This is a genomic window from Verrucomicrobiaceae bacterium, assembly GCA_016713035.1.
GTDB lineage: Bacteria > Verrucomicrobiota > Verrucomicrobiia > Verrucomicrobiales > Verrucomicrobiaceae > Prosthecobacter.
Genome location: JADJPW010000003.1, coordinates 414,260 through 438,659, shown reverse-complemented (window position 1 = coordinate 438,659; position 24,400 = coordinate 414,260). Strand labels below are relative to the sequence as shown.

General features: G+C 60.1%; 24 protein-coding genes, 1 tRNA gene and 1 pseudogene. 14 read left to right on the top strand and 12 right to left on the bottom strand.

Annotated elements, in window-relative coordinates:
- Positions 1–426: 426 nt before the first annotated feature.
- The 4 genes from IPK32_12810 to IPK32_12795 are packed head-to-tail and all read right to left on the bottom strand — an operon-like array spanning position 427 to position 4,005.
- Positions 427–1,914: a metal ABC transporter permease gene (locus IPK32_12810; protein ID MBK8092830.1), complete on the bottom strand. Its 1,488-nt coding sequence runs from the start codon at positions 1,912–1,914 to the stop codon at positions 427–429.
- Positions 1,881–2,345: a four helix bundle protein gene (locus IPK32_12805; GenBank protein ID MBK8092829.1), complete on the bottom strand. Its 465-nt coding sequence runs from the start codon at positions 2,343–2,345 to the stop codon at positions 1,881–1,883. The genes IPK32_12810 and IPK32_12805 overlap by 34 nt, the downstream gene beginning before the upstream one ends.
- 44 nt (positions 2,346–2,389) lie before the next feature.
- Positions 2,390–3,151 carry a metal ABC transporter ATP-binding protein gene (locus IPK32_12800; GenBank protein MBK8092828.1) on the bottom strand — a complete coding sequence of 254 codons (762 nt, stop codon included), beginning with the start codon at positions 3,149–3,151 and terminating at the stop codon, positions 2,390–2,392.
- Positions 3,148–4,005 (bottom strand): zinc ABC transporter substrate-binding protein, encoded by an 858-nt coding sequence (locus IPK32_12795; protein ID MBK8092827.1) that lies wholly within the window; start codon positions 4,003–4,005, stop codon positions 3,148–3,150. Before IPK32_12795 ends, IPK32_12800 begins: the two co-directional genes overlap by 4 nt.
- A gap of 163 nt (positions 4,006–4,168) precedes the next feature.
- Here IPK32_12795 and IPK32_12790 point away from each other — a divergent pair, with 163 nt between their 5' ends.
- Genes IPK32_12790 through IPK32_12780 form a run of 3 tightly spaced genes read left to right on the top strand, consistent with a single transcriptional unit; the run spans position 4,169 to position 9,597 of the window.
- Positions 4,169–6,895 carry a DEAD/DEAH box helicase family protein gene (locus tag IPK32_12790; GenBank protein ID MBK8092826.1) on the top strand — a complete coding sequence of 909 codons (2,727 nt, stop codon included), beginning with the start codon at positions 4,169–4,171 and terminating at the stop codon, positions 6,893–6,895.
- A 38-nt stretch (positions 6,896–6,933) separates the two neighbouring features.
- A complete protein-coding gene (locus IPK32_12785; protein ID MBK8092825.1) occupies positions 6,934–8,676 on the top strand; it encodes a dihydroxy-acid dehydratase in 1,743 nt (580 codons plus the stop codon).
- A gap of 36 nt (positions 8,677–8,712) precedes the next feature.
- On the top strand, positions 8,713–9,597 hold the full coding sequence (locus IPK32_12780) for a hypothetical protein (GenBank protein ID MBK8092824.1): 885 nt from the start codon (positions 8,713–8,715) through the stop codon (positions 9,595–9,597).
- A gap of 105 nt (positions 9,598–9,702) precedes the next feature.
- Here the strand turns inward: IPK32_12780 and IPK32_12775 are convergent, their stop codons facing one another.
- Together IPK32_12775 and IPK32_12770 are read right to left on the bottom strand one after the other, a co-directional pair.
- Entirely contained in the window at positions 9,703–11,178 is a 1,476-nt protein-coding gene (locus IPK32_12775; GenBank protein ID MBK8092823.1) for a sulfatase, read from the bottom strand.
- Positions 11,175–11,387, bottom strand: a complete 213-nt coding sequence (locus tag IPK32_12770) for a hypothetical protein (protein MBK8092822.1) — start codon at positions 11,385–11,387, stop codon at positions 11,175–11,177. Before IPK32_12770 ends, IPK32_12775 begins: the two co-directional genes overlap by 4 nt.
- 169 nt (positions 11,388–11,556) lie before the next feature.
- On the opposite strand from IPK32_12770, the gene IPK32_12765 reads away from it, so the two are divergent.
- The 4 genes from IPK32_12765 to IPK32_12750 all read left to right on the top strand — a co-directional run bounded on the left by IPK32_12765 (position 11,557) and on the right by IPK32_12750 (position 14,623).
- Positions 11,557–11,631, top strand: a tRNA-Thr gene (locus IPK32_12765).
- Between the two features lie 139 nt (positions 11,632–11,770).
- The gene (locus tag IPK32_12760; protein ID MBK8092821.1) at positions 11,771–12,754 is read left to right on the top strand and encodes a hypothetical protein; all 984 of its coding nucleotides are present in this window, start codon (positions 11,771–11,773) and stop codon (positions 12,752–12,754) included.
- Between the two features lie 549 nt (positions 12,755–13,303).
- Positions 13,304–14,113, top strand: a complete 810-nt coding sequence (locus IPK32_12755) for a histidinol-phosphatase (protein MBK8092820.1) — start codon at positions 13,304–13,306, stop codon at positions 14,111–14,113.
- A 30-nt stretch (positions 14,114–14,143) separates the two neighbouring features.
- Entirely contained in the window at positions 14,144–14,623 is a 480-nt protein-coding gene (locus IPK32_12750; GenBank protein MBK8092819.1) for a 2-C-methyl-D-erythritol 2,4-cyclodiphosphate synthase, read from the top strand.
- A 251-nt stretch (positions 14,624–14,874) separates the two neighbouring features.
- Here the strand turns inward: IPK32_12750 and IPK32_12745 are convergent, their stop codons facing one another.
- Positions 14,875–15,996 (bottom strand): Gfo/Idh/MocA family oxidoreductase, encoded by a 1,122-nt coding sequence (locus IPK32_12745; GenBank protein ID MBK8092818.1) that lies wholly within the window; start codon positions 15,994–15,996, stop codon positions 14,875–14,877.
- Positions 15,997–16,148: 152 nt separating this feature from the next.
- Here IPK32_12745 and IPK32_12740 point away from each other — a divergent pair, with 152 nt between their 5' ends.
- Both IPK32_12740 and smpB read left to right on the top strand, forming a co-directional pair.
- Positions 16,149–16,352, top strand: coding sequence for a DNA-directed RNA polymerase subunit omega (locus IPK32_12740; GenBank protein ID MBK8092817.1), 204 nt, complete (start codon positions 16,149–16,151; stop codon positions 16,350–16,352).
- 83 nt (positions 16,353–16,435) lie between these two features.
- Positions 16,436–16,900, top strand: coding sequence for an SsrA-binding protein SmpB (gene smpB, locus IPK32_12735; GenBank protein ID MBK8092816.1), 465 nt, complete (start codon positions 16,436–16,438; stop codon positions 16,898–16,900).
- Positions 16,901–16,909: 9 nt separating this feature from the next.
- On the opposite strand, the gene IPK32_12730 is transcribed toward smpB, so the two are convergent.
- On the bottom strand, positions 16,910–17,590 hold the full coding sequence (locus IPK32_12730) for a hypothetical protein (GenBank protein MBK8092815.1): 681 nt from the start codon (positions 17,588–17,590) through the stop codon (positions 16,910–16,912).
- Between the two features lie 304 nt (positions 17,591–17,894).
- Between IPK32_12730 and IPK32_12725 the strand changes: the two genes are divergently transcribed.
- Complete coding sequence (locus IPK32_12725; protein MBK8092814.1) at positions 17,895–18,743, top strand: SMP-30/gluconolactonase/LRE family protein; 849 nt, start codon at positions 17,895–17,897, stop codon at positions 18,741–18,743.
- A 4-nt stretch (positions 18,744–18,747) separates the two neighbouring features.
- Here the strand turns inward: IPK32_12725 and IPK32_12720 are convergent, their stop codons facing one another.
- The 4 genes from IPK32_12720 to IPK32_12705 all read right to left on the bottom strand — a co-directional run bounded on the left by IPK32_12720 (position 18,748) and on the right by IPK32_12705 (position 21,368).
- On the bottom strand, positions 18,748–19,179 hold the full coding sequence (locus IPK32_12720) for a biopolymer transporter ExbD (protein ID MBK8092813.1): 432 nt from the start codon (positions 19,177–19,179) through the stop codon (positions 18,748–18,750).
- A gap of 33 nt (positions 19,180–19,212) precedes the next feature.
- Entirely contained in the window at positions 19,213–19,905 is a 693-nt protein-coding gene (locus IPK32_12715) for a MotA/TolQ/ExbB proton channel family protein (protein MBK8092812.1), read from the bottom strand.
- A gap of 70 nt (positions 19,906–19,975) precedes the next feature.
- Positions 19,976–20,536 carry a hypothetical protein gene (locus IPK32_12710; GenBank protein ID MBK8092811.1) on the bottom strand — a complete coding sequence of 187 codons (561 nt, stop codon included), beginning with the start codon at positions 20,534–20,536 and terminating at the stop codon, positions 19,976–19,978.
- Complete coding sequence (locus IPK32_12705; protein ID MBK8092810.1) at positions 20,508–21,368, bottom strand: hypothetical protein; 861 nt, start codon at positions 21,366–21,368, stop codon at positions 20,508–20,510. Before IPK32_12705 ends, IPK32_12710 begins: the two co-directional genes overlap by 29 nt.
- 176 nt (positions 21,369–21,544) lie before the next feature.
- On the opposite strand from IPK32_12705, the gene IPK32_12700 reads away from it, so the two are divergent.
- The 4 genes and pseudogenes from IPK32_12700 to IPK32_12685 all read left to right on the top strand — a co-directional run bounded on the left by IPK32_12700 (position 21,545) and on the right by IPK32_12685 (position 23,941).
- On the top strand, positions 21,545–22,126 hold the full coding sequence (locus IPK32_12700) for a hypothetical protein (protein MBK8092809.1): 582 nt from the start codon (positions 21,545–21,547) through the stop codon (positions 22,124–22,126).
- A 31-nt stretch (positions 22,127–22,157) separates the two neighbouring features.
- Entirely contained in the window at positions 22,158–22,595 is a 438-nt protein-coding gene (locus tag IPK32_12695; protein MBK8092808.1) for a hypothetical protein, read from the top strand.
- Between the two features lie 38 nt (positions 22,596–22,633).
- On the top strand, positions 22,634–23,314 hold the full coding sequence (locus tag IPK32_12690) for a phosphoribosylanthranilate isomerase (protein ID MBK8092807.1): 681 nt from the start codon (positions 22,634–22,636) through the stop codon (positions 23,312–23,314).
- 549 nt (positions 23,315–23,863) lie between these two features.
- Positions 23,864–23,941: pseudogene (locus IPK32_12685) on the top strand (secretion system X translation initiation factor).
- Positions 23,942–24,400: the final 459 nt, after the last annotated feature.

The window sequence follows — 24,400 nt, the reverse complement described above, 5'->3', positions numbered from 1 at the left end:
CGGCATCCAGATGCACTTTGGAGGCGAAGACATTGATCATCACCACGCCGAGCGCGAAGAGGGTGCAGAAGGTGATGCCGATGGCGGCATCTGCCTTGATGCGGCTACGCGAGTGCAGAAACTCGATCAGCACCGTGGTCAGCAGCCCCGCTCCGAGTGCCCCGGCGAGCATGGCCGGCACGCTCAGACTGCCGGCCACCAGATACGCTGCGGCTAGGCCTGGCAGCACACTATGGCTGATCGCATCCCCCACCAGCGCCATGCGGCGGAGGATGAGATAATTTCCGACAAGGCCGCATGCCGCCGTGACAAAGAAGGCCATCAGCACCATCCAGCCATACACGGGTAGCCCCGTCGTCCAAGGAGCGACGAAGACCGCATGGGCGTCGAAGGGTGGAAAGAGATCGGTCATGGAGAGAGAGGTGGTCAGTAGCCCGTGGTCTCACCCTGGCGCGGCCTGCCAGCGCTGCCGTGCACGTCACGTGCACCAGGGATCGGTTTGCCGTGGGGATCGGTCTGGGGGAATGCGAGGCGGCGCTCGAGCTGCCGCACGGTGTCTTCACCGAGGATGTGCTCGATCTTTTCGGCATCCTCATGGACGTGATCGGGGCCGTATTGCATGACATTGGTGAGGTAGAGCTCCCACAGGCGGTGATTGCGCACGATGGCGCTGGCTTTGCGCCAGCCCTCGGGTGTGAAGTGCAGCATGCTGCCGTCATCGGTGAGGGTGGCGAGCTTTTGATGGACGAGCTCATCCCCTTGGCTGCGGATTTGTTCCAGCGGCTCTCGACGTGCATCGGCCAGATCGAGGAGCGTGATGCCTTCTTCGCAGAAGTCGCGTCGCTCGGCCAGGTGGTACATGGCTTTGAGTGTGTTTTCCCGGCTGACACGGCCCTGCTGGCTTTTTTGACGCCAGAGCCGTGTGAGCCAGCCATGACGTGGACTGAATAGAAAGGCGAGCACGAACAAAAAGGAGCCCGCCAACACCATGAAGGGCCCCGTGGGCATATTGGAGCCGAGGAAGGAGAAAAAGGCCCCAAACACCGCCGTGGTGATGCCGATGAGGGCGGAGTAGATGAGTACACGGTGCATGCGGTCCGTGAGCAGGCACGCGGTGGCTGCTGGGATGATGAGCATGGCAGAGACCAGCACCACGCCGACGGCCTGCATGGCCGTGACGACGGCAAAGGCGGTCAAAAGCATCATCGCATGATGCAGCGCTGCCACAGGCACTCCGAGGCTCTGACCGAAGGCACGGTGAAAACTGAGCGTGAGCAGCCCACGGTAGGTAAAGACGACAAACGTGATCGTGATGGCCACCGTGATGGCCATGAGCGTGATGTCGGCCTCACTCATCGCGGCAGCTTGGCCGTAGAAGAAGCGGTCCAGACCGCTTTTTTGCCCCGTCGGCATTTTTTCGATCATTTTAAACAAGCAGATGCCGATCGCGAAAAACGAGGAGAGCACCAGCCCCATCGCCGCATCCTCTTTGAGCCGTGTGGTGCGTGTGATTCCGCTGACGATGAGCATGCTGAGTCCACCGACCAGCGTGGCACCGATGAGGATGGCCAGCGGGTCCTTGGTGCTGTTCCAAAGAAATCCGAGCGCGATGCCTGGTAGCACCGCATGGCTCAAAGTGTCCCCCACGAGCGAAAGCCGCCGCACCACGATGAATCCGCCCAGCAGGCCGCAATTCAGCCCGAGCAAAATGCAGCCGATGAGCGCGAGCCGCAGCGAGGGATCGCTGAAAGAGAAAAAACGCAGGGCCTGCTCGGTGATGCTGGTGTCCGTGAGGTCGCCGATGCGGGCGGCGTGGGCGGAGCTGCTTGCGAAAGCAAGCGTGAGAAGTGAGAAGTAAGAAGTGAGACGTGAGATGGGCTTCACAGCGCGGAGCGTGGGGTGTCGGTGAACCATTCAGTGTCTGGCAGAGGCTCTCGAACGACGCCGGTGCGATAATCGGCATCAGGCTCGTTCGGGCAAAATTCATGGGCGTGATCGATCATTCGGCTGATCATGCTAGAGATGACTTGGTAGCGCTCCATCATCTCTTCGATCCAGCTTGGTTCGGCATATGCGCAGTCAAAAATGTCATCCAACCAGCTTTGTACCTCGTTTGCCTCACCCAGTGCCTCGACCAGCTTGTGAGAAAAGGAAGCCCTATAACGCCTGCGCCCCCAGGCCTCGCCGATTAATGCCTTCACCGCTCTCGAAGCCCTCCGAATCTGATCAGTGAGCGAATATCGTTCTTCCTTGGGAAAGGCCTTCGACATCTGAAATACCATCACTGCCGCCTGCCGGGCACTTTGATATGTCCTCAGCTCTCGAAAGTGTCTCACATGCATCATGGTTTTCGTAGGTTCGTTACATCTCACTTCTAACTTCTAACTTCTCACATCTCACGACTCATTTTCGCAGCGACATCGCTCAAGATCGTCAGCCTGCCCCCATAAGTCTTCTGAAGCTGCTCGACGGTGAAAACATCCTCCGTTTTGCCAAAGGCGACGAGGCGCATGTTCAGCAGCAGGAGGTGATCAAAGTACTCCTTCGCGGTGGTCAGGTCGTGGTGGACGACGAGGATGGTTTTGCCTTCCGTTTGGAGCTGCTGGAGCAGGGTGACGATGGCGCGTTCGGTGGTGGCATCCACACCGGCAAAGGGCTCGTCCATGAGGTAGAGATCACTTTGCTGGGCGAGAGCACGGGCGAGGAAGACACGCTGCTGCTGGCCACCGCTGAGGTTGGCGATTTGACGATGCCGAAAGGGCAGCATGCCGACTTTTTCGAGGCTCTCTTCCGCGATGCGGTGGTCCTCTTTCGTGACACGGCGCAGCCAGCCACGGCGGCCGTAGCGGCCCATGAGGACCACATCCATGACATTGACTGGAAAATCCCAATCGACCTGCTCACGCTGCGGCACGTAGCCGACTCGGTGGCGGCTTTGCAGGAAGGACTCACCGAAAATCTTGACCCATCCGCCATTCAGCGGCGTGAGGCCCATGATGGCACGGATCATGGTGCTTTTGCCGGCTCCGGTCGGACCGATGATGCCGGTGATGGAGCGCTGTGGCACCTGCACGTCGATGCCATAGAGCACCGGTTTTTGGGCGTAGCTGACGGTGAGATCGTGGAGCTCGAGCGCGGGCGTTGTCGTCATTTCAGTGCCTCCACGATGCGGCTGACGTTGGCGCGGAGCATTTGCTCGTAAGTCTGGTTTTCGCCGAGGGCATCGGAGAAGAGCTCCCCACCGATTTTTGCCCCGCTGTCCTGCGCGATCCGCTCGATGGTGGCATGCGGCACGCTGCTCTCGACGAAGATGGCTTTCACCGCTTTCGCTTTGATGAAATCCACCGCCTGGGCGACATCGGCGAGCCCCGCCTCACTCACCGTGGAGATGCCCTGCACGCCGACGACCTGGAGCCCATAGGCGCGGCCAAAGTACGCAAAAGCATCATGGCTGGTGATGAGGATGCGCTGCGAGGCGGGGATTTTCGCGATCTCGCTTTTCGCCCAGGCATGGAGCGTGGCGTAGGTGGTCTTGAGCTGGGCTCCGCGCTCCGTGAAAGCGGCTTTTTGAGCTGGATGGGCTGCACTGAGTGCCTCGACGACGGGGTCGATGCAGTGGGACCAAAGCTGGGCGTCTCCCCAGACATGAGGATCTGGATGGCCATCGTTTAGCAGCAATTCAGCGCTGGGAATGCCCACCGTGACGGCGACGCCGCGTTTTTCCAGCATGTCGGCCATGCGGCCTTCGAGGTGGAGGCCGCTGAAGAGCACGACTTTGGCCTGAGAGAGCTTTTGGGCATCACTAGCGCCCGGTTTATAGAGGTGCGGATCGACCCCAGGGCCCATCAGAGCCGCGAGCCGGATGTCTGCCCCGCCGATCTGTGCCGCTAGATCCGCGACCATGGTCGTGGTGGCGACGACGAGCGGGCGTGTGTCCACAGTCTGCGGCGGGGTGGGGCCACAGGCGGTGAGCAACACAGCGGCGAGGAGGCGTACGATCTTCACGAGATGGCGTTTAGGCCGGGCAAAGTGGGGTTTCAAGTAGCAAGACCAACTCTATCCACCGCAAGCACCGCGTAACGAGCAGCATCCGAACAGCTTCATTTTTACCATATTGAGCGATTGCACTGCCAGCTCTGTCTCGTAGCCTCTGCGCCCTTTTTTAAACATGGATATTCCTTCTCCTGGACAGCGTTGGGTTAGTAATTCCGAACCGGAACTCGGTATCGGTGTGATCGGAAAAGCAGAGTTTGGCCGCGTGCAGATGTACTTCCCCGCAGCCCAGCAGGCGCGGGTGTATGCGCTGGCCTCCGCTCCGCTGCGCCGGGTGAAATTCCAGCCCGGTGATACCGTCAAGACGCATGATGGCCGTACACTGAATGTCACCGGTGTGGAGGAGCGGCAGAAGATCCTTTTTTATCAGGCGGACAGCGTGGAAATCAGTGAGGCAGAGCTGGCGGATACGCTGAGCTTCTCCAAGCCAGAGGACCGGCTCAAAGCGGGCCAGATCGACGATCTGCACACCTTTGACCTGAGGGTGGAGGCGCTGCGGCACCGTGCGGAGATGCGGCAGTCACCTGTGCGCGGCTTTTGTGGTGGGCGGGTGGATCTGCTGCCGCACCAAATGTACATCGCTAGTGAGGTCGCTGGCCGTCTGCTGCCACGCGTGCTGCTGGCGGATGAAGTGGGCCTGGGCAAGACGATCGAGGCCTGTCTCATCCTCCACCGCCTGCACCTCACGGGCCGTGCGGAGCGTGTGCTGATCCTGGTGCCAGAGGCGCTGGTGCATCAGTGGTTCGTGGAGCTGTTCCGCCGCTTTCACCTGCTGTTTGCCATTTATGATGAGGAGCGCTGTGAGGCTGTGGAGGCCAATGAGGAAAACGGCAATCCTTTCCTCGAAAGCCAGCTCATCCTGACGAGCACCAAATTCCTCGCGCACTCCGAAAAGCGTGCCGAACAGGCCCTTGAGGCCGGATTTGACCTGATGGTCGTCGATGAAGCGCATCATCTGGAGTGGAGCACGCAGACTGTGAGCCCTGAGTATGCGCTGGTGGAAAAACTCGCTGCAAAAGTGCCCGGCCTGCTGCTGCTGACCGCCACACCGCAGCAGCTCGGCCCTGAGGGCCACTTTGCTCGTCTGCGTCTGCTGGATGCGAATCGCTACGATAAGCTGGAGCAGTTCATCGCGGACTCTGAGCAATTCGTCGAGGTGGCTGGTGCGATCGATCGCCTGGTGGATGGCAAGAAGCTGACGGCGAAAGACGAAAAACTCTTCACCAAGAAATCCGCGCATCTTCAGGAGCTGGTGAAGGCGCTGAAGAAGGATGAAAGCGTGCGTGAGAAGCTCATCTCCGGCTTGCTCGATGAGTTCGGCACGGGGCGGGTGATGTTCCGCAACACGCGTGCGGCTTTGACCGGCTTCCCCACTCGTGAAGCGCATCTCGCCGCACTGGATGCAGGCGAGGACGGCGTGGGCACGAAGGTGAAGTGGCTCGCTGGCCTGCTGAAGCAGATCGGCGATCAAAAGGTGCTGCTCATCTGCCGTAGCCGCGAGCTCGCGGGCGAAATCCACGAAAAACTGCTGCGTGAGCTCAATGTGAACGCCGCCCAGTTCCACGAGGGACTGACGATGACGCAGCGTGATCGGCACGCCGCGTTTTTTGCCGATGAAGATGGCGCACGCATCCTGATCTGCTCGGAGATCGGCAGTGAGGGGCGGAATTTCCAGTTTGCGCACCACATGGTGCTCTTTGACCTGCCAGGTGATCCAGAGCTGCTGGAGCAGCGCATCGGCCGCCTGGACCGCATCGGCCAGACCAGCACCATCCATGTGCATGTGCCGTATTTCCGCCAGACAGAGCAGGAAGTGCTGGCCCGCTGGTATCATGAAGGACTGAATGCCTTTGAAAAAAACCTGCACGGAGCCACCGAAATCGCTCAGGGGCTCCAATCAGGCCTTGAGGCTCTTTTGGCGAAATTTGATGAGAAGGCGCTGAAAGCCTTTTTGGACGAATCACGAGCTCTGAGCGCCAAAATCGTGAAGAAGCTCGAAAAAGGCCAGGACAGGCTGCTGGAGCTCAATTCATGCAAACCAGAGCAGGCGCAGGTAGTCATTGATGTCGTCAAGGCACAGGATGTGAGTGAGGAGTTCGAGGCATTTTTCATCAAACTGGTCGATCACTTCGGACTGCATGTGGAGGAGAGCGGCCCGCGCTCCTATTTCCTGAAGCCGGAGGACATCAAAACAGATCGCTTCCCCTCGTTGCCGGAAGACGGCTTGGTGGTGACATTTGACCGCACACGGGCACTGAGCCGCGAAAACATCGCCTTCCTCACGCAGGACCACCCGCTGGTGCGTGGTGTGCTCGATTTGCTCCTCGGCAGTGAGGACGGAAACAGCACCTTTGCCACCAGCAAAGGCGGCAGTGAGGGCCTGCTGCTGGAGACGCACTACGTCGTCGAGTGCGTCGCACCCGCCGCGCTGCATGTGGACCGCTTCCTCGCGGCCACGCCAGTGCGCATCGTGGTCAATCACGCCAATGAAGATCTGCGTGAAAAAGATCCCTTCGCCGAGCTGAAACTGACCAAGAGCAAGCCCACCACGCTCTTTGAAAAGCCAGCGATCCGCACCAAGCTCTTCCCTTCGATGATCTCAAAATCACGCAAGTTCGCGGAGGCCGAGCTGGCCAAGCTCGTCGCAGCATCCAAAGAAGCCGCCAGCACGCAGATCGAAGCAGAAATCTCCCGAATGGAAGACCTGCGCCAGCGCAACGATCACGTCCGGCCAGAGGAGATCGCTGCCCTCCGAGCCCATCTCCAGCAGATCGAAACCGCGCTCGATGGAGCCGTCGTCCGCCTAGACTCCCTGCGGCTCGTGTTTTGTACGAAAGGGTGATGCTTTCCTTCTGCTCATTCGCGGTATAAACAGCACGCATGCCCCCCCAGACTACTCCGACTCCGAAATCCCCCGAACAACTCCGCTCCTGGCGCTGGTATGGCCGTGATGAGTTGCGCTCCTTTGGCCATCGCTCTCGTGCCAAACAAAACGGCTGGGGAGCTGAAGACATCGTGGGCAAGCCCGTCATCGGCATCCTCAATACCTGGAGCGACCTGAACTCCTGCCACATGCATTTGCGGCTCACAGCAGATGCCGTAAAGCGCGGCATTTTGCAGGCAGGTGGCCACCCGATGGAGATCCCGGTCATGTCCGCCGGCGAGATGCTCACCAAGCCCACCGCGATGTTTCACCGCAATTTTTTGGCCATGGAGACCGAAGAAATGCTCCGCGCCAATCCCATCGACGGAGCGGTCCTCCTCGGTGGCTGCGATAAATCCACGCCGGGCCTGCTCATGGGAGCCTTCAGCATGGACATCCCCGTCATCTACATGCCCTGCGGCCCCATGATGAAGGGCAACTGGCGCGGCGAGACGCTCGGCAGCGGCAGCGATGTGTGGAAATACTGGGACGAAAAGCGTGCTGGCAATCTCAGTTGGGAGCAGTGGTGCGAGATCGAGGACGGCATCGCCCGCAGCCCAGGTCACTGCATGACCATGGGCACCGCCAGCACACTCACTGCGTTGGCAGAGACACTGGGCCTCTGCATCCCCGGTGCATCGTCCATCCCCGCTGTGGACAGTGCCCACTCACGCATCGCTGCCACCGCAGGCCGCCAAATCGTGGAAAACGTGTGGCTGGACCGCAAGCCCTCCGGCATCGTCAGTCAGCGTTCCTTTGAAAACGCCATCGCCGTCGATATGGCCCTCGGCGGCAGCACCAATGCCATCGTGCACCTCATCGCCATGGCGGGTCGGCTCGGTATCCAGCTTCCATTGGAGAAGTTTGATGAAATCAGCCGCAAAGTGCCGCTACTCGCCAACATGCGGCCCGCAGGCAAATACCTGATGGAGGAGTTTTATCTCGCAGGTGGCCTCCAAGCGCTGCTCAACGGCATGCGCGAGCTTTTGCACACGGATCTACCCACCATCACTGGCAAGACGCTCGGTGAAGACATCGCCGAAGCGATCATCCACAACGAAGACGTCATCCGCACACCGAAAAACCCGCTCCAGCCCGATGGCGGCACCGCCATCCTGCGCGGCAACCTCTGCCCGAACGGTGCCGTCATCAAGCATGCCGCCGCCACCAAAGAACTTTGCACGCACAAAGGCCCCGCGCTCGTCTTTGACAGCTACCCGGCCATGAAAGCCGCCATCGAGGACATGAACCTCGATGTCACCCAAGACACCGTGCTCATCCTGCGTGGCGCAGGCCCAGTCGGTGCCCCCGGCATGCCAGAATGGGGCCAACTCCCGATTCCGAAGAAACTCATTCTCCAAGGCATCCGCGACATGGTCCGCCTCACCGACTGCCGCATGAGCGGCACCAGCTACGGAGCCTGCGTGCTGCACATCGCCCCAGAGAGCGCCGTCGGCGGCCCACTCGCACTGGTGAAAACCGGCGACCTCATCGAACTCGATGTGCCCAATCGCCGCCTGCACCTCCACGTCAGCGATGAGGAACTCGCGAAGCGTCGCTCAGCCTGGAAACCCGCTCCTCCACGCTACCACCGCGGCTACGCCAAGCTTTACGTCGAGCACGTCACGCAAGCCAACGAAGGGGCAGACTTCGACTTCCTCCAACACGGCCCCGCCGTGCCGGAGCCGGATATTTTTTGAGTCGAGCACAGCACCGTGGGAACTTCGCCGACCACCATGAAAGGCTTATCTGCATCCTTGATGGCAATGCCGAGAATCGGTGCCTACACCACCGAAGGTCAGCCTGTTGTGAAATTTGCATTGGCCGCAGAAAGTGTGGACCCTGAGCTGGTTGGTTTCTATAGTGAGTTTGGACAAGGAAAGATCTGTGGCGAACTGCAGCTCGACGTATTTTTTCCAGTGATTGATTTCTCGAAGTGGTTTGACTGGAGGGAGGTTGATGTGTCTCCGCTTTCAGGAGTCCGCTCGGTAATCACCACATGTTGGGGTGTGCTAATCGGCGCATTGGCGTCTGAAAAGACAAGACCAACGTATGTGATGATCAATATTAATGATGTACGCTGGACTGTGCATAACAGCTTCGAGGAAGCGCTGAGTATGTTGAGCGCCGAAGCAAGTCGCCCCCATCTTCTGAGTTTCCCATATTATGAGACTCGGCAAGTATCTAGGCGGGACGCAAAGCTTCGAGTCGATCCCGCTTTTGCTGCGACTTTTGCAGAGGTCTGTCGTCTAAGCTTTCCAGAATGGCTGGTCTTTCAAGAGACGAGCTACTTGGGGGTTAATTCCAGATTCATTTCGCCTTCTCGTAGATTCGTCGGTGTCTTGCGGACCGATTCGACTTTGAGTGCCTCAAAACCCGCCAGCTACCGCGAAACTCTGAAGGATACGCCGCACATTGTTGAAATCATTGACACGTGGATCGAACAGCTTGGGTGCGTCACCGCGCATCCAGGTGATGTCTTCGAGGCTTGGCTTGAAGTATCCTGCGATGTCAAAAACCTAAAGATGGAGGATCTGGAGGAGCTTCAAACCTTTTTGCGTGCAGTCGTGGGTGGGGACATTGAAACTTCTGGATTGGGGCAGTTTTTTGAATCACTTTGATTTTTCCGAGCGCAAAATAAAGCTGACCTCAAAAGGCTCCTCGAACTGGATGAGGGATTTCACCGTTAGTTAGGTCCCAAGAATCCCAAGGTGATGGCTATTCGCTTATTTCCCACGCGAAGGGGGAAATTGCTGATGGAGCAGCGTGCGTGCGGCATCGAGTGCGGCGGGATCTGGTGGGGTGGAGATGACGTTGTGGAGCTCGGGTTGATCGGGGTGGATGTGCTCGTAGAGCTCGCGGGAGTCGATTCGGCCCGTTTGCCAGTCACGCCATTCCGTGTAGCGCCAGTGGGCGGTGCGGATGCTGTAACCCATGACGGTGGGCTGCTTCGATGGAGTGCGGTCATAGTAGGCCGGGCGTGGATGCTGGGTGAAGGCGGCTTCTTTGATTCGGACAGCAGGATCATTCAGCACGGGGACGAGGCTGATGCCCTCCAGCCCAGGGGCGGCAGGGAGGCTGCAGAGGGCTGTGAGGGTTGGGAAGAGGTCCACCATTTCGGCGAGGGAGCTGCTTTTTGCTCCTGGGTGGCGTGCGGTGGGCTGGGTGATGATGAGTGGCACACGGGCATCGAGCTCGAAGTTGCTGGTCTTTGCCCACAGTCCGTGTTCACCCAGGTGGTAGCCGTGGTCGCCCCAGAAGAGGATGATGGTGTTGTCCAGCAGGCCCTGTTCTTTCATGGCGGTGATGACTTTGCCCACCTGGGCATCCATGTAGCTGATGCCTGCGAAGTAGCCGTGACGCATTTCCGCCACTTGCTCTGCGCTGGGCTTTTTCTGCTGATCTGGCGGGCCGAGGATCTCGGTGCTCTGGTGAAAGGCGATCTCTGGGGCATCCGTGGGTCTGTCTGGGATCAGCGGGGGGAGCTGGGCACGGTCATAGAGGTCCCAGTATTTTTTGGGGGCATTGAAGGGGGCGTGGGGCTTCCAAAAACCGAGTGCGAGGAAGAACGGGCCGCTCTTTTTCAGCTCGGGGAGGATGCGCACGGCCTCTGCGGCGACGCGGCCATCATAGTAGGCCTCGTCAGGCACATCGTAGCACTCGCACATGCCGACGGAGCCGTATTTGCGGAGGCCCTCGCTGTGCTTGGCGTGGTTCTCCGGGAGGGGTCCCGTGACCTGCGGGGTGTCATCGCCGTGATTGGCGTAGTGGAGGAATTCCGGTGCGGACCAGGCACGGGGATCGCCTTTTTCCTGGGTATGCCAGTTGTGAAAGAGCTTTCCCGTGCAGCGGGTGGTGTAGCCGTGCTGCTTGAACCAGAGCGGCAGCGTCATGACATCGGGCTTCAGCTGGCGGAAGTGCGTGCCATTGACATAGAGGCCCAGGGTGCCGGGGCGTAGGCCTGTGAGCATGCTGGAGCGGGAGGGATTACAGACAGCCTGCTGGCAATAGGCATGGGTAAAAAGGGTGCCCCGTGCTGCGATGGCATCGAGATGCGGGGTGATGGCCGGGGAGCCATAGCAGCCGAGTTCGGGTCGCAGATCATCTGCGGTGATGAGGAGCACATTTGGCGGCTGAGCGGGGCTTTGCATGGCCCACGGGAGCGTGAGTAGCAGGAGCAGGAGGGAGTGCAGGTGCTTCATGATGGGCTGGAGCAGTTTGGTTGATTCCGCACACGCCGCCAATCCGCTCGGTGGTGTCGTGCCCAGTCATTGAGAGCACGCTCAAAACCGATGTCCGAGCCTGCCTGCTCACTTAGATGCCATTTATGACGCTGGATTTCGCTCAATTCAGCGAGGAATTCATCATAAGGACTGGAAAAGCAGGACTGGGTCGCGGCCGTAGAAGACATGTAAATACGAGGCAGTAAACGTATGGAAACAGCAGAGGGAACGAATGGCACCCAAGCCGCTTTCACAAGCAGCGCACGGTGATTTTTTTGTATGTCCAGAAAAAGCGTATGACAAGCCAGAGGGGGGCCATATAATCACTGCCCTTTGAACAGCATCTTGTTCCTCCTAGCCGAAGTAGCTCAGCGGTAGAGCAGCGCATTCGTAATGCGCGGGTCGCGGGTTCGATTCCCGCCTTCGGCTCCAGCTTCAATGTTGTTTCCCTCACATGACCGATTCGAGCAGCCCAACCACTGACACGCCACCGCGCCCCAGCAGGCTCAGGCGTCGGGAGGCATTCATCAATACGCTGGCTGCTGTACTTGGCTGTCTCGCCTTGGTGGTCATGATCGCTACCATCTTTCGGGTCGTCACCGCAAAGCTCTGGGAATCCACCCAGGTGAACCCCGAATACGTCGATCTCGTCTATCAAGACTCCCAGGGCCGCACCTGGTCTGGTAGCACCTATGAAAATGAGGCACTCCTCGCCGGCGAATCCAGCGTGAAGCTCGGTGACGCCACTCGTGAGGTCAAAGATGTGGCGACCCAGGTGCGGCAAAAGTCAGCGCCAGCGCCTACCGATACTGCTGTAGCGACACCCGCATCACCTATCCCTGCCCAGAAAGCCAGCACCAGCCCCGTCATCGCCCACAACGGCATCGACAAAATCGAAGAGAAGCGCACCCAGATCGAGGCCGCCATCCGTGGCTTCTTTGATGCCGGCAGCATCGATCTCAAACTCGTCTTCTCCCGTGACCCTCTACGTGTGCGGCCTCTCATGGAGGGCTACTACAAATCGCATCCCCTGCACAATCCGCGCTGGAAGTCCCTCAGCTACCTCATCCCCGTAGATGAGCCTGGTTACCGCTTCGGCTACGCCCAGGCCGTCTTTGAAGATGCGGACCCCATCACCGTCGTCATTGAGGAAACACAGGACGGCCGCTACTGCGTCGATTGGGAGCACTCCGTCAATTATGGCGAGCTCGATTGGAAGGAATTCCTCAAAATCAAACCCGCCGAGCCCACACTCCTCCGAGTCGTCGCCTCCAAGCCCGCCGTCGATCCTGCCCAGGAGACCCCACAGGGCAATGAAGTGCTCGAAATCCGCCAACCCGGCCAGGATGGAGCCGTACTCGCCTACTTTGACCGCAACGACCCCAAGTTTCTCCCCCTCATCGAGCAATTGAAGCTAGGGAACTGGACAGGGGTCCCCCTCACCCTGCGGCTATGTTTCCCCGGCCCAACCAGCGCCGGCGGCACCCCGACTGGCGCCCGTATCGCCAAGATCGAGGGCAAAGGCTGGCTCATCTTGCAAGAAACCAGGAGCTAAATCGTGAGCAAAAACAAAAGCACCCCCCAAAAGAAGCCCGCCCCCGCGAAAGCAAAGCAGGCCTCCCGCCCAGCCGTCAAAAAACAAGCCCCCAAAAAGGCCAGCCCTCCGAAAGCGGCCAAATCCGCTCCTGTGGCCAAAAAAAACGTCAAAGCGGTCAAAAACGCCAAGCCAGCTCCGAAGCCAGTTAAAGCAGCCCAACCTGCTAAATCCGCAAAACCGGCCCCAAAAGCAGCTCCAGCTCCAAAAGCCGCGAAACCTGCCCCCAAGGCAGCTCCAGCTCCAACTCCAACTCCAAAAGCTGTAAAACCTGCTCCCAAAGCAGCTCCGGCCAAACCGGCCACAGCCCCCCAGCCTGCTGCGAAAGCCCCCGCCGAGCCCCCAAAAGCCTCTGCGCTGCCTACCAAGTCAACGCCAGCCAAAAAAGCTGCTGCTCCAGCACCCGCGCCAGAACCTGCCCCAGCGCCAAAGCCAGCTCCGGCAAAAAGCACCATCAAAGCCCCTCCCGCAGGCCCCACCAAATCAGGAGCCCTCTTCTATGACTCCCACATGCACACTCCATTGTGCAAACATGCCTGGGGTGAGCCAGAAGAATACGCCCAGCAGGCCATCAAAGCAGGACTCAAAGGCATCATCTTCACCTGCCACGCCCCCATGCCAAACGGCTTCTGGCCCATGGTCCGCATGTCCGAAAACGAGTTCGACACCTACGTCGCCCTCGTCCAGCGAGCCGCAGAAGCCTACAAAAACAAAATCCACGTCTGCCTCGGCCTCGAAAGCGAGTGGTTCCCCGGTTACGAGGACTACCTCCGCGAGCTCCATGCCCGAGCCGACTTCGACTACATCCTCGGAGCCGTCCACTGGCAGGCCAAAGAATACCTCGCCAAATTCGAAGTCGGCACCATCGAAAACTTCCGCCGCGCCTACTTCGAAAACCTCGCAAAATCCGCCGAAAGCGGCCTCTACGACTGCCTCGCCCACCCAGATCTGGTGAAAAACTACCACCCAGACTCCTGGTGCTTCGCCATCATCAAAAACACCGTCTCCAGCGTACTCGACCGCATCGCCGCCACCGGCGTCGCCATGGAGCTCAACACCTCCGGCCTCAACAAGAGCTACTCCGAGATGAATCCCGGCAACGAGATGCTCCGCATGATGTGCGAGCGGAAAATCCCCATCGTCCTCGGCTCAGATGCCCACAAAGCCGCCCGCGTCGGCGAGCACTTCACCACCGCGCTCAATAACCTCGTCGAAGCCGGCTACGAACACGTCAGCTACTTCCAGAAGCGCCAGCGCATCGACTTAAAAATCAGCGACGTCCTCGCCAGCCTCAAAAAAGCCGCCGACCACAACGCGTAAAACCGTTCCCCGTCCCCGACTTCCGCATCCATGTATCGCACCGGCATCGGCTACGACGTACACCCCTTTCAGGAAGGCCGCCCGCTCGTCCTCGGCGGCGTCACCATCCCGCACACTCGCGGCTTGAAGGGGCATAGCGATGCCGACGTCCTAGCCCATGCCATCGCCGATGCCGTCCTCGGTGCCCTAGGCCAGCCCGACATCGGCTACTGGTTCCCACCCACCGATCCCAGCATCGAAGGCATCTCCAGCATGAAGATCCTCGAAAAATGTGCCGAGATCGCCACCCAGCACGGATACACCATTCAGAACGTCGATGCCTCCCTCATCGCAGAGGCCCCGAAGGTCATGAAACACGCCCCAGCGATGAAGCAGCACATCGCCACGGCACTACGCATCCAGCCCGACCAAGTCGGAGTCAAAGCCACCACCAATGAGCGCCTCGGCTTCGTCGGGCGAGAAGAAGGCATCGCCGCCATGGCCGTCGCCTGTGTCAGCCGCGCAGGATAAACAACCTCCTGCCCGCTCATTGGCCTCCGCCCGCGTCCAGTGGTCGATGAAGTCTGCGGGAGTGGCGGGACCATGAGCGTGGATTGGCGGAGTATGAGAGGGGAGGCGCAGGGTGGTCAAGCAGTGCCCGCAGGGAGGAGACTCCAATTGTCCAAGTGTTTCCCCGGCCAGTGCCGTTTTGGCGGGTCGTTTCCAAGTGTTTCTCGGAAACGGGACCTGATTATCCCTGCCTGGACGTGAAAACAGGGACTCTAGACCACCGCCACGGAGCCATTGCGTTGGGAGGCGAGGGCGGCGGCGAAGATTTCTTGGGTGCCGACGGCTTCTTCGGGGGTGGCGCAGCCGAAGCGGGGGCCGAGGAGGCCTTCGCGCTCCATGAGGTAGGCGGCCCACATTTGCTGGATCACATCGGGGAAGCCGGGCTCGAAGATGCCGCCGGTAACGGTCTTGAAGGGCATGCCGAAGCCGAGGTCGGTCTTTTTCCAGAATTGCTCCTTGCCGCCTTCGAAGAGCCAGAGGGTCTTGGGCTCGGCGGTGCTGAAGCGCACGCCGCCCTGGGTGCCGAGCACCTCAATGAACCAGGTATTCGTCTCTCCGGGGGCGAGGCGCTTCATTTCGAGGCGCAGGGGGACGTCGTGCTCGCCGATGTGGGTCCAGGTGTGCAGCAGGGCATTGTCCCAGGTGTCGCAGGTGGCCATGCCGCCTTTGCCATCGGGGCGCTGGGGGTAGCCTTTTTGGAGTTGGGCAAAAAGACGCGTGGGGCGCCAGCCGAGGCGCAGGGGGATGTGGCAGGCGTGCATGCCGAGATCGCCGAGGACGCCGATTTCGCCGCAGGTGGCGGATTTGCGCTTCCAGTTGGCAGGCTTGGTGGCATCCAGGTCGCTGCTGTGGTGGAAGCCGCTGACGATTTCCAAAATGCGTCCGAAGCGGCCACTGCGGACTTCTGAGATGACGCGTTGGGCTCCGGGGAGGAAGGGGAACTCGGAGCTGCAGCGCACGAATTGGCCTGAGAGCTGGCTGGCCTCGGCGATGCGCCGTGCGGAGGCGAGGTCGATGCCGAAGGGCTTTTCTGCAAAGAGGTCTTTCCCGGCGGCGAGCACGTCGAGGTAGATTTTTTCGTGTAGGTTATGTGGGACGGCCACATAGACGACTTCCACGGCGGGATTGGCCAGGAGCTCGCGGTAATCGGCGGTGAGCTGGGTGCAGGAGGGGATGCGGCGGAACCAGTTGCGCACGTCTTCGACGAGGTCTGCGACGGCGACGAGCTCAGGGGTGACCTCCACATCGGTGAGGGCACACCAGCGGGCGAAGGCGCTGGCCATTTCCCGGCCCATGAGGCCGCCGCCGATGATTCCGATGCCGATTTTTTTCATGGTGAAGGAAGAGGGGATTTGGAGGGGGAAGGGGACAGCAGGCTCCAGGGTGCGGCAACTGAAATGAGGCCACATTTCGGTTGCTACGACGGTAGGGACCGATACTCTCTGCACCCCCTTCAGAATTGTTAGTCCAGCAAATTTTTTCTATTATGAGAGCCGAACTCGTCGAACAAGCCGCCCGCATCATCACCGAGCCCCCGATCCTCATCAATCTCGTGTCCAAGCGAGTGCGGCAGATCGCCTCGGGTCGTAGCCCCCTCGTGGAGCGCCGCCCAGGCCTGCGTGATGCCGATTTGGCCCTCACGGAGATCATTCAGGGCAAGATCACCGCAGAGAACATCGACCACTCTTGATCCACAGGCCCCATCGGGGCATGAATCCTCTCTTTCATGGGTCTTATGCTTCCTTTGCATAAGACCCGTTTCTTTTACCAGCCATGTCTGAGATCGCCACCAATCGCAAGGCACCGCGAGATTTCCACATCCTCGAAACCTATGAGGCGGGGCTGGAATTACGCGGCACGGAGGTGAAAAGCATCCGCCAGGGGCATTTCAATCTCTCGGATGCCTTTGCCCGCGTGGATCGTGGTCAGGTCTGGCTCTACGGTGCGGATATCAAAGCCTACGACAAGGCCAGTCATGAAACGCATGAGCCACGCCGCAGCCGCCGACTCCTGCTGCACAAGCGTGAGATCATGAAGCTCGACGCCGCGCAGCATCAGAAGGGCCTGGCTCTGCCCGTGCTGAAGGCTTACTGGAAGGGTGCCCATATCAAAATCCAACTCGGCGTGGGCAAGGGGAAGAACAAATCGGATCAGCGTCATGACCTGAAGGAGCGTGCGGAGAACCGTGAGGCCGCACGTGTGGTGGCGGCATTCAATGACAAATCACGTCGCTCCTGATGCCGTGAGTTACCGCGCTGCGGGAGCTAGGCGGCGCAGCAGAGCATGCGTGGGCGCATAGACGAGGGTGATGAGGCCGCTGACCCAGACGAGCAGGTACAGCGTGGGCGACATCCATGTCTGGCAGGCCGTTTCACTCATGCCGAAGACGTAATTGACGTTGTAGGGCATTTGTGGATTGGCCAGCACCTCGGCGGAGCCTGGAGCGGGCAGAAAAAGGAAGGAGAACACGCATAGCGCCGCTGCGGTGGAGGACCAGCTCCGCAGGGCCCGGCGGTCATAGCCTAGGCGCAGCACGAGATAGAGCAGCAAAAAGGGCAGCCACAGGTGAAACAGCGAAAGCCCACGAAGGAAAACCGAGCGCTGACTCTCAAACATGTAGGCCGTGAGCCCTGTCATACGTGTGCCTAGGAGGCCTGCGGCGAAATCCACACACCAGAGTGCCTGCGGGGCCAGGATGCCCACGGCGGCTAGGGAGATGAAGAGCGGCTTTTCTGTCCAGATGCCGATCAGCGTGAGGATGAGTGCCACATCGCAGAAAAAGAGGAAATTCGTCCATCCGTAGTGCCACCAATAAACGGGGATCAAGACGGCCATGAAGGCGGTGTAGGCGATTTTGAGCCAAAGCGGGATGCGTGAGGCATTGCGGACAGGGTAGGGGAGTGCTGGGGAGGATGAAGGCGTGTTCATGACAGGCGATGTGTGGCCTGCGGGCCCCCTGGCGGCCAATTCACGATCTCAATGCTTCGATTTCTATGCTCAATGACGCTGCGCTGCCGCAGGGCTTACGCATGAAATGACGAAGTGAACCTGGAACAAATCACCCCCCCCCCCCCCCCCCCCCCCCCCCCCCCCCCCCCCCCCCCCCCCCCCCCCCCCCCTTTTGCGCCCCCCCCCTTTCCCCCCCCCCCCTCTAACCGATTACTTGCTTTTGGTGCGGCCTTGGATGTTTCAGGGTGCATGGGGGCCGAGTTCATGCCAAAAATGCTGCCGCATGACTCCCACACCTGTTTCCACGCATATCTCCACCTGGGGCGAAGGCCCGATCTGGCATGAAGGCCGCCTTTTGTATGTCGATATCGAATCGCATCTCATCATCGCTTTCACTCCCGCCACGGGCGAAGAGGTGATCTGGAATGTGGGGCAGCGTGTCGGCACGGTGGTGCCGCGTGCAGGTGGTGGGCTCCTCTGGGCGGGAGATCACGGTTTTTACTTCCTGGATGAATCCACGGGCCAGAGCACGCCTATCGCTGATCCAGAGCCCGATCTGCATGATAACCGCTTCAATGACGGGAAATGCGATCCTGCGGGCCGTCTCTGGGCGGGCACGATCTGTCTGAAAAAAAGGCCCGAGGCCGCTCTCTACTGCCTGCACACCGATCTGCGTGTGGAGAAGAAATTCTCTCCTGTGACCAATTCCAACGGCATCATCTGGAGTGCGGATGGGGGCACCATGTTCTACATCGACACCCCGAGCAAAAAAGTCCGCGCGTTCGATTTCGACAAAGCGACGGGCAGCATCTCTGGCGAGCGTGTGGTCTGGGATACGAGTGCGGATGCCTCCGTGCCGGATGGCATGACGATCGACAGCCAAGACCGACTGTGGGTCGCTTTTTGTCATGGTGGAAAAGTGGTCTGCTATGACCCGAAACAGGGCCAAGTGGTGCAGCAGATCGACTTCCCCTGCATCGAGACGACGGCCTGCGCCTTTGGTGGGCCGGATTTGCAGGATCTCTACATCACGACCGGATTGAAGCCCGGTCTGGAGGAGCCGCTGGCGGGCCGTCTCTTCGTCTGCCGCCCCGGTGCCACGGGAGTGCCGTGTGAGGTGTTCCGCGGCTAAAAACTCACGGATTGGCTGCACCAGCACGCTGAATGCGTGCGGGGACATCATTGATGGGGATGCCGCTCTCACGCAGGGCATCCCAGATTTGCACCAAAAGGCCCAGATTGGCCTCCGTATCGGCTTCGAGCTCTAATTTCAGGCCTGGATGGGTTTGTTTGAGCGTCTGGATGGCTGGGGCAAGTCCCTCGGCACCTACTGCGATGCCATCGAGGAAGATGGTTTGCTCCTTTGTCACGGTGATGGTGCTGCGCTCATCTGCGGCGGGTGCAGCGCCACCCAGGGCCTTGGAGCTCGGCAGGCTGATTTTGACCTCCATCTTCTGTTTTTTGAAGGTGGTGGTGGCGATGAAGAAAATCAGCAAAATCACCATGATGTCGATCAGCGACACGATGGGGATGGCGGGGACAGGGCGGCGTCGCGGGCGGAGATTCATCAGCGTTCAGTTCGTGGGCTTCTGGTGCGAGTATCAGGCTTTATCGCCGACGTGCTTCACCTCAAAGTGAGCGAAAAATTGATGGATGACCTCCTGCAGGATGCCCTCGACCTTCACGGAGATGGCGTCGATGCGGCGGGTGAAATAGGTGTGCGCCAGCACCGAAGGCACGGCGACAAATAGGCCCGCGATGGTGCAGCGCAGCGCCACACCGATCTCGCGTGCGATGCCGGCTGTATCTGGCCCACCCGCGCCACCTTCACCGAAGGCGCTGAACATGCCCACCAGCGCTGCGGTGGTGCCCAGCAGGCCAAGCAGCGGTGCCACGGAGACCATCACCTCCAGCAGCGGGATGCCGCGCTCGAGGTGGTGGATCTCCTCGCGGGCCTTGGAAGTGCAGGCGTCGATGCACTCCTGCTTGCTGGTGTAGCTGCCGCTCACCGCCATGCTGCCCAGGCGTGCTAGCATGCTGCCATCACTATCCAAAAACTGCTGCAGCGGGCGGATGTCCCCCTTGCCAGCATAGCTCGGCACTGAGCGTAGCTGGGTGATCACGGACTGCGGCATGATGATGTGCTCACGCAGATGCAGCCAAGCCAGAACCATGGTCGTCACAGCCGCGAAGGAGCATATCAGGATCAGTCCCATGACAAATCCGCCCGTAGAGATGAATTCCCAGGCGGCGGAGAGTCCAGAAGCGGCGGCGAGAAAGGAGTGAGCGTGCATGGTGAGGCGTGAAGCCTTGGCATTGACCTGTCTCTAGGTCATGGGCAACCGAAAACCACCGCCGGGGTGCTCACACCCCAGGATTTTGGTCACGTATCTCGCGACGCAGATCGGTGATCTCATCACGGATGGCGTGTAGCTCACGTTTGTACTCACTGAAGAGCAAGTGGCGGTCCTCCCAGTGCTTGTCACCGAGGAGATCATTGAGTCCGGCGAGTGATTCGTTCGACCAGTTCAGGCAGCGCTTTAAAATAGCTAGCGTGTGTCCAGCCTCGTAGGGCTGGGCCCACTTGCTACCAGCTAGCACTCCGGCGAGCTTCCCGCTGATGCTCATGGTATTGGATATGAAGCGGTCGAGTGGCGACTCACCGGGGGCATCGTCCTCCCCTTGCAGCTCTGCCTCATCTCGGCGCTCCTCCCGCAGGTCCTTCATGATGCGGAGCATCAGGTTACGGGCTCGGCGCTTCAGTGGATGCTCATGGGGCTTGTCGTCATCATCTTCTAGCTCCAGCGCCAGATCATGGGCATCGTCTTCATCCGCCTCCTGGTCACTCAGGCCAGGTAGCGCTGCGTCAGCCTCGATCCAGGAGTCGTCCTCGTCGTCATTTCCAGTCTTCGTTCTCGGCGTCATCGTCCTCGTTTTCATCTGCCACCAAAAAGCCCCCTGCCTGGTCTGCGGGGCCATCCTGCTCGGATTCAAAGGCCATCATGTCGAGGAGGTGGTCCCAGCCCATGACGAAGGCGATTTTTTCTTCGCTATCATCGTCCTCACTATATTTATCGATCGCCTCCATGTGTGCCTCCGTGAGGCGGTCTGAGTGCTTCAAGGAGGCCTCCCAGGACTCTTCACTCATCGGTTCCACGCTCTCTGCCTCTGCGTCATCATCCTCATCGGAGTCCTCGCCAAAGGAAATGCCGCCCTCAGCGTCCTCTTCTGGCTGTGCAGTGCTCTCGGGTCGCTGGATGATCGTCTCTAGCCAGTTGCGCATGGCATTCATGTTCGCGAACTGCTGCGCCTGCTCCTCTGCCTCGTCCATTTGCCAAGCAAAGTCGGTGATCTGCACCTCACAGCCGGCCAGCTCGATGATGACTCGCCCGTCTGCCTCGGAGAACCACTCGATGTAAAGCGAGTTCTGCCACTCAAAGGGCAGCGGTAGGTCTGCCTCCAGGAGGCGATTGATCTCCTCATCACTGGCGGTGATGTTTTTTACCTTCCGCGAGGCCGTGATGTCGCCCACGATGCCGCACTGCACTGCGGAGAGCTCGGTGACGCAGCGTTGCCTTTTCGGCGCTGAGTGGTGAAACGTGATGCGTGTGCCTGCCACATCACGCCAGGCATCTCCCTCCAGATCGAGCCGTAGCGGCTCCGCTCTACCAAGCAGCCAGATCAGGCCGTGAGTGCGGCCTTGCTCGGTATTGTCGATCTCGCCGCGTACGATCGCTGTGTCCAGACGGGTTGCCATGAGGCGGGGACTCAACTCCCGGCCGCAACGCTTTGCATCCTCTGTTTTCATCAAAAATGGCCTTCTACCTGGCGGAGGAGGTGGAGAGTCCACATCAAGGGCGAATTCACCCACTGAAATTTTAGCATTGTCGAAAACGCCCGCTCATGGTACAAAACCGCCCCTCCCGTTAAAAAATGCCCGTCTCGATCAGAATCCTGGCTTTGCTGCTCTCCACCGCCGCGCTCACCGCGCAGGCTGAGGAGTCGCTGCCTCTGCCCATGACGCTGATGCCGCCCGTGCCGGAAAATAATGGCATTCTGCCCCGCGTGAGCACCGCTCCGCATTCTGGCGGCTTCATCAAGCCCACCAAGTCGATCAAGCCACCTGTGGCTGCCGTCGCCACCACGGCCACCTCCCAGACGCTGCCCCCGCCCATCCAGATCGTCTCCTCACCCACGGCAGAGACACGCCTGCGCCGCCTCGTCGTCGTCAATGGCAGCAGCATGAACTCGCAGGCCATCCACGAGACCATCGTCGCAAGTAGTAATGGGCGCATGCCCGTCACCGTCGCAGGTGGCGTATCCGCCTCAGCCCCTGTTTTGACAGATCTAGCTGGCCTGTTTGGCTCTGCGGCCACGCCGGACACGCAGCAGAAAGTCATCGACACCGTAAAAAAAGGCATGGGTAGCGCCACAAAGCCGCTCACCCGCGTGGAAGTCGTCGGTTGGGTGCCAAGCCAAGGCGTGATGGCCATCGCCGTGTATCCAGAGAGCTAACAGCGCTCTCTCAACTGGACTCCTACACATCATGGACGACCCCGCAGCCGCTCCCGCCCTGCTGCCGCGAGTCCTGCTCGTCGAAGAAAGCCTCCCCTACCGCCGCGTCATCCGCGAGGCACTCAGCTCCTTCCGCCACTGCGAGATCGACGACACACCCAGTGGCGAACACGCCTTCGAAATGGCCTTACGACGGCCCTACAGCCTCTTCCTCTTCTCCCTCCCTCTGCCAGACCTCGCAGGCGACCTGCTCGACCGACTCATCGTCAAAGCCTACCCCATCGCCCATCCCGGCACCCACACCGCGCCGCCCATCATTTATCTCATTCGCCCCGGCGAGCAGACTCGCTACGAGCAGCTCAAGCGCGATGCACGCGTGCGCGGCAGCCTGGAATTCCCACCGCGGCTCGATAAGCTCCTCGCACTCACTTCCACCTTATTGCCTGAAAAGCAGTCCCTCACGCGATAAGAATCCGTCTCCACATCGAGACACCTCCCTCTCCGAGCATGTTCCCACCTGATCACGACATCCCCGGCGTCAAAATCTGCGGATTCAAAGACCCCGCCCAAGTCACCGCCGTCGCAGCCCTCGGTCCCCAAGCCATCGGCATCAATCTGTGGCCGCAATCAAAGCGCTACATGCCCCTAGCGACCGCACAGGCACATCTCCAGCCCATTGCCCAGACGCAGCATCTCATCGCCGTCCTCGTCAATGCAGACGCCGCACTCATCGACGCCGCACACGCCAGCGGGCTCTTTCGCAGCCTCCAGCTCCACGGAGATGAGACACCAGAGCTCGTCGCCACGCTCATGGCACTCGGCATTCACATCATCAAAGCCCTCCAAGTCCGCGACACTGCCAGCATCGACCAAATCGGCCAGTATCCTTGTCGGGACATCCTCCTCGATGCCTGGAATCCCGGACTCTACGGCGGCGGAGGCCATGCATTCCCCTGGGAACTCGCGATCGAAGCCGCCCAGCGCTTCCCGGAAAAGCGCATCATCCTCTCCGGCGGACTCAGCCCAGACAACGTCGCCGTAGCCATCGCCCGCACCCATCCCGCTGCTGTAGATGTCGCCAGCGGCGTGGAATCTGCCCCTGGCATCAAAGACCTCGCACTCGTCTCCCGCTTCCTCGCCCAAGCCCGGCCCTCCGGCTCCGTGGCAGCCAACGCATCGGAGCCATGATCACCCACGCTTGGTGGATGCCTCTCAAAATTATCCGCACATGCGCCTTTTCGGGGCGGTGGACGTGGTTATTCTCTGCCCAAAGCCACAATGCCACCTTCCAACGAGGATAACGCCCCAGAATCCCGGCCAGCCGATCCGGTAAAGAACTATGCCATGATGGCCGCCGCAGCAGCAGGCGGATTACTCGCGGCTACACGCTGGAAGCCCGCTGGCATCCTTCTCCTCGCAGGCAGCGCCGCTGCTGCTGCATTGCTCGGACGCCGCCGCGCAAAACCCACATCTCCTGCCGCTGCCACGCCCCTCCAGCTTACAGCCGAGCGTGCTGACTCATCCCCCCCGCCCGATTCGGAGCCGGCCACCACTGGCATCACCACTCCAGAGGCAGAGCCCATCGCTACGACGGTGCCCCCAGCGGTCATCGAGCCCATTATTCCCAGTACATCCGTGGAAGACAGCGTCCAGGATTGGCTAGCACGTCAGATCCAGCGTGATCAGGAGACCCACGTCATCCCGCTAGAAGAGCTCGTCACGGCACCCACAGACACGCCCATTCCAGAGCCAGCTCCTCCAGCACCTCCGCCTCCGCCTCCGCCAGCACCTTCAGCTCCACCACCTCCAGTAGAGTTCTTCGCACCTGCACTGACAGAGGAGCCCGCCCCGAAATCGCCTGAAATCACCCCAGCACCCATTTCCGCCCCGGTAGCCCCTCCAGCTCCGCCTGAGGCTCCTGCGGAAATCGCCCCAAAACCATCCGCCAGCCTCCAAAGCCCGTTTTTTTCAGAATCAGCCCACGCACTCCTCCATGACGATAAAGAGGCCGCCGTGTCCCTTTTGCCCCAGATCGACCTGAAGCAGCTCCAGGCACTAGAATCGACCGAATCGGACGCCAGCACGCCTCCCGGCGGCGGAGTAGGTGCAGCGTGGCTCCTGGGATTGGAGCCATTACCCAGTTGGGATGAGTCCTCCCTATTCTCCCGCCACCATGACCGTCCAGAGCCGCTCATCCCGATGGATCAGCCGCCTCAGAGCCGTGAGCTCATCGAGCCTGCTGCCACGCATCCTGCGGAGATACCGACTTACATC